The organism is Micromonospora sp. NPDC023888 (genome assembly GCF_040639415.1).
Lineage (GTDB): Bacteria > Actinomycetota > Actinomycetes > Mycobacteriales > Micromonosporaceae > Micromonospora.
In genome coordinates this window covers 1-10666 of sequence record NZ_JBEZZW010000074.1, presented here as the reverse complement: position 1 = coordinate 10666, position 10666 = coordinate 1, and the positions used below count along the sequence as shown (strand labels likewise).

General features: G+C 69.6%; 11 protein-coding genes and 1 pseudogene. 6 read left to right on the top strand and 6 right to left on the bottom strand.

Annotation, left to right across the window (positions count from 1 at the left end; translation table 11 throughout):
• Positions 1-82: 82 nt before the first annotated feature.
• Positions 83-352: pseudogene (locus AB0F61_RS33885) on the bottom strand (ferredoxin); the annotation flags it as partial.
• A gap of 178 nt (positions 353-530) precedes the next feature.
• Here AB0F61_RS33885 and arc point away from each other — a divergent pair.
• The 6 genes from arc to prcA all read left to right on the top strand — a co-directional run bounded on the left by arc (position 531) and on the right by prcA (position 6838).
• Positions 531-2315 (top strand): proteasome ATPase, encoded by a 1785-nt coding sequence (gene arc, locus AB0F61_RS33880; protein ID WP_355029055.1) that lies wholly within the window; start codon positions 531-533, stop codon positions 2313-2315.
• A gap of 327 nt (positions 2316-2642) precedes the next feature.
• Entirely contained in the window at positions 2643-4160 is a 1518-nt protein-coding gene (dop, locus tag AB0F61_RS33875) for a depupylase/deamidase Dop (protein ID WP_357818395.1), read from the top strand.
• A 104-nt stretch (positions 4161-4264) separates the two neighbouring features.
• Positions 4265-4480 carry a ubiquitin-like protein Pup gene (locus AB0F61_RS33870; protein ID WP_357818393.1) on the top strand — a complete coding sequence of 72 codons (216 nt, stop codon included), beginning with the start codon at positions 4265-4267 and terminating at the stop codon, positions 4478-4480.
• A gap of 186 nt (positions 4481-4666) precedes the next feature.
• Positions 4667-5188 carry an endonuclease VII domain-containing protein gene (locus AB0F61_RS33865; RefSeq protein ID WP_357818390.1) on the top strand — a complete coding sequence of 174 codons (522 nt, stop codon included), beginning with the start codon at positions 4667-4669 and terminating at the stop codon, positions 5186-5188.
• The gene (gene prcB / locus AB0F61_RS33860; RefSeq protein ID WP_357818388.1) at positions 5107-5946 is read left to right on the top strand and encodes a proteasome subunit beta; all 840 of its coding nucleotides are present in this window, start codon (positions 5107-5109) and stop codon (positions 5944-5946) included. Before AB0F61_RS33865 ends, prcB begins: the two co-directional genes overlap by 82 nt.
• A gap of 61 nt (positions 5947-6007) precedes the next feature.
• Complete coding sequence (prcA, locus tag AB0F61_RS33855; protein WP_357818385.1) at positions 6008-6838, top strand: proteasome subunit alpha; 831 nt, start codon at positions 6008-6010, stop codon at positions 6836-6838.
• A gap of 122 nt (positions 6839-6960) precedes the next feature.
• Here the strand turns inward: prcA and AB0F61_RS33850 are convergent, their stop codons facing one another.
• The 5 genes from AB0F61_RS33850 to AB0F61_RS33830 form a co-directional block, all read right to left on the bottom strand.
• The gene (locus AB0F61_RS33850; RefSeq protein ID WP_357818382.1) at positions 6961-8271 is read right to left on the bottom strand and encodes a polysaccharide biosynthesis protein; all 1311 of its coding nucleotides are present in this window, start codon (positions 8269-8271) and stop codon (positions 6961-6963) included.
• On the bottom strand, positions 8268-8969 hold the full coding sequence (locus AB0F61_RS33845; protein WP_357818380.1) for a glycosyltransferase family 2 protein: 702 nt from the start codon (positions 8967-8969) through the stop codon (positions 8268-8270). The genes AB0F61_RS33850 and AB0F61_RS33845 overlap by 4 nt, the downstream gene beginning before the upstream one ends.
• Positions 8962-9333 (bottom strand): DUF2304 domain-containing protein, encoded by a 372-nt coding sequence (locus tag AB0F61_RS33840; RefSeq protein WP_357818376.1) that lies wholly within the window; start codon positions 9331-9333, stop codon positions 8962-8964. Before AB0F61_RS33840 ends, AB0F61_RS33845 begins: the two co-directional genes overlap by 8 nt.
• Positions 9330-10217: a dTDP-4-dehydrorhamnose reductase gene (rfbD, locus tag AB0F61_RS33835; RefSeq protein ID WP_357818373.1), complete on the bottom strand. Its 888-nt coding sequence runs from the start codon at positions 10215-10217 to the stop codon at positions 9330-9332. The genes AB0F61_RS33840 and rfbD overlap by 4 nt, the downstream gene beginning before the upstream one ends.
• Positions 10214-10666: GDP-mannose 4,6-dehydratase (locus tag AB0F61_RS33830; RefSeq protein ID WP_357818371.1), on the bottom strand; the 453-nt coding region annotated here is incomplete at its 5' end. The genes rfbD and AB0F61_RS33830, both read right to left, overlap by 4 nt.

Below are 10666 nucleotides of genomic sequence, written 5' to 3'. Positions count from 1 at the left end.
TGCCCGGGGTGGACGCCGTGGAGGTACGCGGCGACAGCGTGCTGGTGCGTACCGGCGACTCGGACGCGATCGCCCGGCACCTGCTCACCCGGACCCCGTCGCCGCGCACCACGTGGATGCAGTCGCCCGGGCACTCCTTCGCGGAGTCGATCACCTCGAGCCGCAGGTGCTCGGGCACGTCGACGCGGCTGCCCGGCGTCGCCAGCAGCTCACCGTCGGCGCCCTTGACGTACGCCAGACCGTCGATGTCGAACTCAAAAACCTCTGGCGCGTACTGCACGCAGAGCCCATCGCCCGTGCACAGATCCTGGTCCACCCAGACCTGTAGCTGATCGGTCGCGACCTCGGTCACCGGCGCACCCCCCATGTTCTCCCGTCCTACACTCCGACGGTACCCGAACGCCGGTAACCGCCCGTCAGGCCACCCTTGGCGATCAAGGTTCGGTGACGAGGGTGTTGCGTGGGACCGAATCGGCCTCATAGCGGCTAGTGTTAGGGCAGAACGTTCAAGCCCCCCGGGGAGGTGGGACGTGGCAGCACGCAGCGACGACGCGGACTCGCGCGCCGCACGGTGGGAGAAGGAAGCCCACGATCTCTCCACGCAGGTCGCGTTCCTTCAGGAGGAACTCGCTCTGGTGCGGCGCAAGTTGACCGAAAGCCCCCGACACGTCCGGCAGCTCGAAGAGCGGCTGGCGGCCACCCAGGCACAGTTGGCGCGGCTGACCGAGAACAACGACCGGCTGGTGAGCACCCTCAAGGAGGCTCGCACGCAGATCGTGACGCTCAAGGAGGAGATCGACCGGCTCGCGCAACCGCCGAGTGGCTATGGCGTGTTCCTGGCCAAGCACGACGACGGCTCGGTGGACGTCTTCACCGGTGGCCGCAAGCTACGGGTCGCGGTCTCGCCCTCGCTGGACGTGGGTGACCTGCGCCGTGGCCAGGAGGTCCTGCTCAACGACGCGCTCAACATCGTCGACGCGTTCGGCTACGAGCGGGTCGGTGAGGTCGTGATGCTCAAGGAGATCCTGGAGGGGCCCGGCGGCGGGCCGGGTGACCGGGCGCTCGTGGTCTCGCACTCCGACGAGGAGCGCATCGTGCACCTCGCCGAGACCCTCATCGGCTCCGCGATCCGGGCCGGCGACTCGCTCATGATCGAGCCCCGCTCGGCGTACGCGTACGAGCGGATCCCGAAGAGTGAGGTCGAGGAGCTGGTCCTGGAGGAGGTGCCCGACGTCGACTACGGCGACATCGGTGGCCTCCAGTCGCAGATCGAGCAGATCCGCGACGCGGTGGAGCTGCCCTTCCTGCACGCGGATCTGTTCCGTGAGCACCAGCTCCGCCCACCCAAGGGCATCCTGCTCTACGGCCCGCCCGGCTGTGGCAAGACGCTCATCGCCAAGGCGGTGGCCAACTCGCTGGCCAAGAAGATCGCCGAACGGCAGGGCAAGGAGAAGCACACCAGCTTCTTCCTCAACATCAAGGGCCCCGAGCTGCTCAACAAGTACGTCGGCGAAACCGAGCGGCACATCCGGTTGATCTTCCAGCGGGCGCGGGAGAAGGCCGGCGAGGGCACCCCGGTGATCGTGTTCTTCGACGAGATGGACTCGATCTTCCGGACCCGTGGCTCCGGTGTCTCCTCCGATGTGGAGAACACCATCGTCCCGCAGCTGCTCAGCGAGATCGACGGCGTGGAGGGGCTGGAGAACGTCATCGTCATCGGCGCCTCCAACCGGGAAGACATGATCGACCCGGCGATCCTGCGCCCCGGCCGGCTCGACGTCAAAATCAAGATCGAGCGACCGGACGCCGAAGCGGCAAAGGACATCTTCTCCAAGTACATCCTCGCCGGGCTGCCCCTGCACCCGGACGACCTGGCCGAGCACTCGGCCGACCCCCAGGCCACCGTCGCGGCGATGATCGACGCCGTGGTGCTGCGGATGTACTCGGAGACCGAGGAGAACCGCTTCCTCGAGGTCACCTACGCCAACGGTGACAAGGAAGTCCTCTACTTCAAGGACTTCAACTCCGGCGCGATGATCCAGAACATCGTCGACCGGAGCAAGAAGATGGCCATCAAGGAATTCCTCACCTCCGGCCGCAAGGGGCTGCGCCTGCAGCACCTGCTCGACGCCTGCGTCGACGAGTTCCGCGAGAACGAGGACCTCCCCAACACCACAAACCCCGACGACTGGGCGCGCATCTCCGGCAAGAAGGGCGAGCGGATCGTCTACATCCGCACGCTCGTCTCCGGTGGCAAGGGCGCCGAGGCCGGCCGGTCCATCGAGACCGCCAGCAACACCGGCCAGTACCTCTGACCGCCAGCGGCGGCACCGGATCTCCTCCGGTGCCGCCGCTGCGTGCGTCCCACCAGCCCGTCCGGGCCCCGCACATCCTGCGGCGACGCCCCCGGCCCACGGCGTCTCCTCGTGGCCGACCCGGGCGCCCAGCAGGCCATCGACGGACTCCACCGGATGCACGGGCCCGGTGCGCCGGCCGAGCGCGGCGCCACCGGGAGCCGCCACGGGGCGGCAGCCACGCCGCGCCGACCGGCAGGGCCGCGCGGTGGGCCACCGCGCAGACTAGTCTCGATGGTGTGAGCGGCGGGTACGCCGGCTCCAGGGGCGAGCGAAGCGAGTGGTCGCATGACGGTACGTCGGATCATGGGCACCGAAGTCGAGTACGGCATCTCCGTGCCCGGACAGGCCGGAGCCAACCCGATGGTCACCTCATCACAGGTGGTCAACGCCTACGGGGCACGCCCCGAGCTCAACCGGGGTGGACGAGCCCGCTGGGATTACGAGGAAGAGTCGCCGCTGCGCGACGCCCGCGGTTTCACCTACTCCGGGGCCGCCTACGACCCCGCCGAGGCCCTCGCGGACGAGGACCTCGGCCTCGCCAACGTGATACTCACCAACGGTGCCCGTCTCTACGTCGACCACGCCCACCCCGAATACTCCACCCCGGAGGTCACCACCCCCAGGGACGTGGTGCGCTGGGACAAGGCCGGCGAACGGGTGATGGCCGAGGCGTCCCGCCGGGCCGCCACCATCCCGGGCAGCCAGCCAATCCACCTCTACAAGAACAACACCGACAACAAGGGCGCCAGCTACGGCGCCCACGAAAACTACCTGATGCGGCGGCAGACCCCGTTCGCCGACATCGTGTCGTACCTGACGCCGTTCTTCGTCACCCGCCAGATCGTCGTCGGAGCGGGCCGGGTCGGCATCGGCCAGGACGGCGGGCAGACCGGCTTCCAGATCTCCCAGCGCGCCGACTTCTTCGAGGTCGAGGTGGGCCTGGAGACCACCCTCAAGCGGCCCATCATCAACACCCGCGACGAGCCGCACGCCGACGCCGACAAATACCGCCGACTGCACGTGATCATCGGTGACGCCAACCTCTCCGAGATCTCCACCTATCTCAAGGTCGGCACCACCGCGCTGATCCTCAACATGATCGAGGAGAAGGCGCTCGGCGCCGACCTCGGCATCGCCGACCCGGTCAGCGAGCTGCGCGCGGTCAGCCACGACCCCGGCCTGTCGCACCTCATGCGACTGCGCGACGGTCGCCGGCTCACCGCACTGGACCTGCAATGGGCGTACCTGGAACGGGCCCGGTCCTTTGTCGACGACCGCTACGGCACCGACGCCGACGAGCAGACCGTCGATGTGCTCGACCGCTGGGAGAGCGTGCTCGACCGGCTCGGCCGGGACCCGATGCTCTGCGCCGACGAGTTGGACTGGGTGGCCAAGCTGCGGCTGCTCGAGGGTTACCGGGAGCGGGAGAAGCTCGGCTGGGGCTCGCACAAGCTCCAGCTTGTCGACCTGCAGTATTCCGACGTCCGGCCGGAGAAGGGCCTCTACCACCGCCTGGTCACCCGAAAGGCGATGAAGACGCTGCTCACCGACGACGAGACGCGTACCGCGATGACCGAGCCGCCGGAGGACACGCGGGCCTACTTCCGGGGCCGCTGCCTTGCCCAGTACGCGTCCGAGGTCGTCGCCGCGAGCTGGGACTCGGTGATCTTCGACGTGGGCCGGGAGTCGCTCGTCCGGGTGCCGATGATGGAGCCGGAGCGCGGCACGCGTGCGCACGTCGGGGCGCTGTTCGACCGCTGCGCCAGCGCGAAGGATCTGCTCGAGACGTTGACCGGCGGCTGAACGTACGTCCTTATGCCCGTCGCGTGCCGCAAGCCGGCGCGCGGCGGGCTTTTCGTCGCCCGCGCGAGGTAAGTTCATCGCAGACGATCGTGGAGGAGGCAGCAGTGGCCACTCAAGACAGCGGCGGCCAGTCGCAGTCCGGCAAGTCCCGCCAGGGCGAGGAAATCGAGGACGTCACCACCGAGGCCAACCCCGAGGTGGCCGAGCGGCACGCCGAGATCACCGAGGACGTCGACGACCTCCTCGACGAGATCGACTCCGTCCTCGAAGAAAACGCAGAGGAATTTGTCAGAGGATACGTGCAAAAAGGAGGTCAGTGAGCATATAGGGTCAATTCGGACATGCCTAGAGCGAACGATGATCGGGACGGCCTTCGTCGCTGCCGAGATTGCAGCGAATGGAAGGCGCTCGATCAGTTCTGTGTGAGCTCCAAGAGGCCGGATGGGCGGGGCAGTTACTGCAAGCCCTGCTTCAACGAGCGGTCCAAGGCAAGTTACGCGCGTCGGGTGAGGGCAAAGTTCGACCGCGAGGTGCGTGAAGGTCGCGTCGTGCCCGAGGGGCACAAGTTCTGTCCGGCCTGCGATGCGGTCAAGCCGTTCGATGCCTTCCCCCGTAACCGGTCGGACACCTCCGGCTATGCCACCTACTGCAAGCCCTGCCACAACGCCAAGACCAGCAAGACGAAAGAGCGGCTCTACGGGGGTAACCGCGAGTACCACCTGCGGCGGCGGTATGGCGTCGGGGAGAAGGAGTTTCAGGAGCTCCTGGCCGAGCAGGGCGGGGTCTGCGCGATCTGTGGCGGTGCGGACCCCCAACATCTGGACCACGATCATCGCACCGGATGGGTGCGCGGGATACTCTGCTTCAACTGCAACGGTGGTCTTGGCCAGTTCCGTGACAGTCCCACGAGGCTGGCCAGGGCGATCACGTATCTGAGAGGAACCACGTGGCAGCGGGCTTTGATCCATCCGGGCGTCTACCAGATGTGTTCACCAACGCGGGGACGTCCTCCTTCACGACGTTCCTGAGTCGGGTGGCCCCCGAGATGCTGCCCGGCCGGCGGCCGTTGCCGCCGGGCATGGCAGCCGACCTGGCGCCGCACGCGACCACCATCGTGGCCATCTCGGCCGCCGGTGGCGTCGTGATGGCCGGCGACCGGCGGGCCACCATGGGCAACCTGATCGCCCAGCGCGACATCGAGAAGGTGCACCCGGCCGACGCGTACTCCCTGGTGGGGATCGCCGGCACGGCGGGCATCGGCATCGAGCTGATGCGACTGTTCCAGGTGGAGCTGGAGCACTACGAGAAGATCGAGGGCGCGATGCTCTCGCTCGACGGCAAGGCCAACCGGTTGGCGTCGATGATCCGCGGCAACCTGGGTGCGGCCATGCAGGGCCTGGCCGTGGTGCCACTGTTCGCCGGGTTCGACCTGGCCGCCGCCGACCCGGCGCGGGCCGGTCGGATCTTCAGCTTCGACGTGACAGGCGGTCCCTACGAGGAGACCGGCTACGACGCGATCGGCTCCGGCTCGCTCTTCGCGAAGTCGGCGCTGAAGAAGCGGTTCCGGGCCGGTCTGTCGGTCGACGACGCCACCCGCCTCGCGGTCGAGGCGCTCTACGACGCGGCGGACGACGACACCGCGACCGGCGGACCGGATCTGACCCGCCGGATCTATCCGGTGGTGATGACCGCTACCGCCGAGGGCACCCGCCGGTTGACCGACGCCGAGACGGCGGCGATCGCCGAGGGCGTGGTCGCCGGTCGGATGGAGAACCCGGGCGGCTGAGCCCCGTCCACCCCCACCAGTCAGCAGTCGTCAGCACCGCGCCGTAAGGAGAACCGCCGCCGTGGCCATGCAGTTCTACGCCTCGCCCGAACAGATCATGCGCGACCGCTCCGAGTTGGCCCGCAAGGGCATCGCTCGGGGGCGCAGCGCGGTGGTCCTCAGCTATTCCGGCGGGGTGCTCTTCGTCGCGGAGAACCTCTCCAGCGCCCTGCACAAGGTCAGCGAGATCTACGACCGGATCGGGTTCGCCGCTGTCGGTCGGTACAACGAGTTCGAGAATCTGCGCCGGGCCGGTGTGCGGATGGCAGACCTGAACGGGCTCAGCTACGACCGGCGTGATGTCACCGGGCGGGCCCTGGCCAACGCGTTCGCGCAGACGCTCGGTGCGATCTTCACCGAGCAGTCGAAGCCCTTCGAGGTGGAGATCTGCGTGGCGGAGGTCGGGGCGACCGCCGACGATGACGAGTTGTACCGGCTGACGTACGACGGTTCGGTGAACGACGAGCCGGGGCGGATGGCCATGGGTGGCCAGGCCGAGGCGATCACCGGTGTGCTGAAGTCGCAGCACCGCGCGGACATGTCCCTCGCCGAGGCGGCCCGGGTGGCGGTGCAGGCGTTGAGCACGGTTGGCGGTGAGGGCGGCGCGGCCCGGACGATCGCCGCCAACCAGTTGGAGGTGGCGGTGTTGGACCGCCACCGGGTGGGGCGTTCGTTCCGCCGGATCACCGGTGCGGCGCTCACCGCGTTGCTCGACGGCGACGTGTCCGCCGCGGAGCAGCCGGCGGAGGCGGGTGGCCCGGACACTCCGGCGCAGCCCACCACGGAGTCGCACAAGCCGACGACGTCGGCGGGGTCCGCGGACCTGGAGGACAAGCCGGCGGACGGCAAGTAACACCCGGCTGATGCGGCGGGCGGCCTGGATGTCCGGGCCGCCCGCCGCAGTACGTCCAGCGTCCTGCGGCGGGCCGGGCCACCAGCACCGCGGGTCGGTGTGACCGCGGGATGCGGCCCGGATCAGACCCCTCCGGTCACTCCCGGCGCGGCGGTCTCGAAGGCCGGGGTGGGGGTGGGTGCTGCCGGTCGGGCGGCGCGGGTGCGCAGCAGCACGGCCATGACGGCGGCGACCACGACGGAGCCGATGGTGTAGCCGAGCTCGACTCGCAGCGCGGTGGAGACCGGGGCGAGCGTCGCGACGACGAGCGCGGCCACGCCGATGGCCCAGGCGAGGGCCTGTGCCCGGTGCCGGTCGAGGGCGAGCAGCGCCTGGCCGAGGACCATCGCCCACAGGTAGGCGAGGGTGGCGACGGCGAGCCAGGCGAAGTCGGCGTAGCCGAGGACGCCGGGAGCGTCGAAGAGGGTCTGCACCAGCTGTGGGCCGAGGAGCACGGCGAGGACGGCGCCGGTGAGACCGAGCGCGCTGACGATGCCCAGGGCGCGGCGCAGCAGGCTGTGGAAGCCGGCGAGGTCGCCGGTGCTGGCCGAGGTGGAGAGGCCCGGGAGCAGCGATGCCTGCAGCGAGGCGAAGACGAACAGCGGGATGCGGACCAGCACCAGCGCGGAGAGCAGCGCGCCGGCGGTCGCCACGTCGGACGGGTCGAGCACCTTGACGTTGATCACGCCGATGTTGACCACGACCTGGGCGAGCAGGCTGGAGGCGACGAGGAGGCCGAGGCCGCGCAGCAGGGTCGCCCAGGCGACGGGGGCTCCGCCGCCGATGGCCCGCAGCACCGGTGGCGCGGTGAGGACGGCGCCGGCGACGGGCGCGATGAGAAGCACCGCGCCGTACCAGACGGGGTTGGTGACACCGTTGAGGCCGAGCACGGCGACGATGACGATCCGCAGGCCGCCGTCGATGCCGAGTTGGGTGCCGTACCAGGGGAACAGTTGCAGGCCGGAGAGGACACCACGGGTGGTGTGCGCGACGGCGAGCCCGGCCAGCGCGCCGATCAGGACGGTGACCATGGTGCCGTCGCCGGCGAAGAGCCGGTCGGCGAGCGTCTCCCGGAAGGCGATGATCAGCGCGACCACGGCGGCGAGCAGGCCGGCGGCCAGGGCCGCCCCCCGGGCCAGTACCGGCCCGGGGGGAAGGCCCTGGCTGTGCCGGGCGGCGACGAGTCGGGCTACCTCCTGCTCGACCGGCATGAACAGGCCGATGCCGAGGGTGAAGACGATCGACCAGAGCACGGAGAGCGAGTTGTAGTCCGCCTCGGTGAGGCTGTGCCCGGCGACCGCCAGGTGAACGTAGGAGGCGAGCCCCAGCAGGGCGAGGCCGGCGCCGACGGCGACGGTGCCCGGTGGGACCAGACTCAGAAGCCTGCGGATCACCGGCGAATGAGCGCCAACGTGAGGACGGCGAAGGCGCGGCCGAGGTAGATCATGGCCTTGGCGGGGGAGTGGCTGGGGGTGCCCGCCATCCGCTTGCGCATGGCCACCGGCACCTGGCGGATGGTGTAGCCGCGTCGGGCGGTGTGCACGAGCGTCTCCACTGTGTCGCCCAGGTACTCCACCGGGTACCAGGCGGCGAACATCTCGATCACCCGGCGGTTGGCGGCCCGGAACCCGGAGGTGGTGTCGGTGAGCTTGGTGCGGGCGACGCGGGACAGCACACCGGAGAGCATGACCATGGCCCAGCGGCGGGGGCCGCGGACCATGTAGTCACCCTCGCCGGCGAACCGGGCGCCGATCACCAGGTCGGTCTCGTCGAGCAGGTCGACGAGCTTCGGCACGTACCGGGGGTCGTGCTGGCCGTCCGCGTCGATCTGGATGGCAACGTCGTAGTCGTGGTCGCGCGCGTACCGGTAGCCCACCCGCATGGCGCCGCCGACGCCGAGGTTGTACGGCAGCTTGGCCACGAGGGCACCGGCTGCGGCGGCCACCGCGGCGGTGCGGTCGGTGGAGCCGTCGTCGATGACGATCACGTCGACGCCGGGCAGCTCACCGCGGACCTCGCCGACGACGTCGGCGATCGAGCCGGACTCGTTGAGCGCCGGGATGATGATCAGGACCCGCTTGCCGTTAACCATCGGTGGACACCAGTTCGTTTCGGGCCGCCCGGTCCGCGTCGATCTCGGTACGGAGCAGGGCGAAGTCTTCGGCCAGGGTGCGGGTCTCTTCTTCCAGGCGGCTGACCTCCCAGCTGAGGTGCACGCAGACCAGCAGCAGGAAGATGATGCCGAGGAAGAGCACGAGGCTCACGCCGGAGGCGACGCCGAGCAGCTCGGCGACGTTGTCCAGCAGGCGGGGGAAGAGCGACAGGGGGATGACGATCACCAGGACGCCGAGCCAGAGCATGCCGTACTTTTCGCGGAGCTGCCGGCGGCGCAGCAACTCGACGATGGTGGCGAGCAATATGAGGCCGGTCAAGCCGGTGACGAGGGTGAGCTTCATGCGACCTTCCACGGAGCGGGCGGAGCGGGGGAGTCGAACGCGTCGACGAGGGTGGCATGCCAGTCGGGGAGCGACGGCAGACCTGCGGCCGCCCAGCGGCTGTGTGCCAGCACACTGTACGCCGGTCGGGGAGCAGGACGAGGATACCGGTCGCTGGTGGTGGGTCGGATCCGGTCCGGGTCCAGGCCGGCAAGCGTGAACGCCGCGCGGGCCAGCCCGTACCAGGTGGTCTGGCCGGCACAGGTGCTGTGGTAGATGCCGGCGGCGGCCCGTTCGTCGAGGGCGGCGTCGGCGAGCGCGACGAGCTGTTCGGCGAGCCGGTAGGACCAGGTGGGCTGGCCGTGCTGGTCGTCGACCACGTCGATGTGTTCCCGCTGGGTGGCGAGCCGCAGCATGGTGGCCACGAAGTTCGGGCCGTGCGCGCCGTACAGCCAGGCGGTGCGGACCACGTAGCCGGTGTCGGGCAGCAGCCGGGCGACGGCCTGCTCGCCGACGAGCTTGCCCCGGCCGTAGGCGTTGACCGGCGCGGTGGGCGCGTCCTCCGGGTAGGGGACCCGGGCATCGCCGGCGAGGACGTAGTCGGTGGAGACCTGGATGAGCCGGGCGCCGCTGGTGGCACACGCCGACGCGAGGTTCGCCACGCCGTGGCCGTTGACGGCGGTGGCTGCCGCCTCGTCGGCCTCGGCGCCGTCGACGTTTGTCCACGCCGCCGTGTTGATCACGATGTCGTGTTCGGCGACCGCTGTCCGTACCGCGGTGGGGTCGGTGACGTCCAGGTCGGCGCGGCCGGCGGCGGTCACCTTGAGGTCGGACCGGGCGTGCAGCACGGTGACCAGGTCCCGGCCGAGCATCCCACCGGCGCCGGTGACGAGTACTCGTGTCATGCGGTGGGTGTGGTCTTGAGGGGTTCCCACCAGGTGCGGTTGTCGCGGTACCAGGTGACGGTGTCGGCGAGGCCCTGGTCGAGGGTGATGCTGGGGGTGTAGCCGAGTTCTTGGTGGATCTTGGTGATGTCGAGGGAGTAGCGGCGGTCGTGGCCCTTGCGGTCGGTGACCGGGACGACGCGGTCCCAGCCGGCGTCGCAGGCGTCGAGGAGTCGGCCGGTGAGTTCCTTGTTCGTCAACTCGGTGCCGCCGCCGATGTTGTAGACCTCGCCGGCGCGGCCTTTCTGCTGGACCAGGGCGATGCCGCGGCAGTGGTCGTGTACGTGCAGCCAGTCGCGGATGTTGCCGCCGTCACCGTAGAGGGGGACGGTGGCGCCGTCGAGGAGGTTCGTGACGAACAGGGGGATGACTTTTTCGGGGAACTGGTAGGGGCCGTAGTTGTTGGAGCA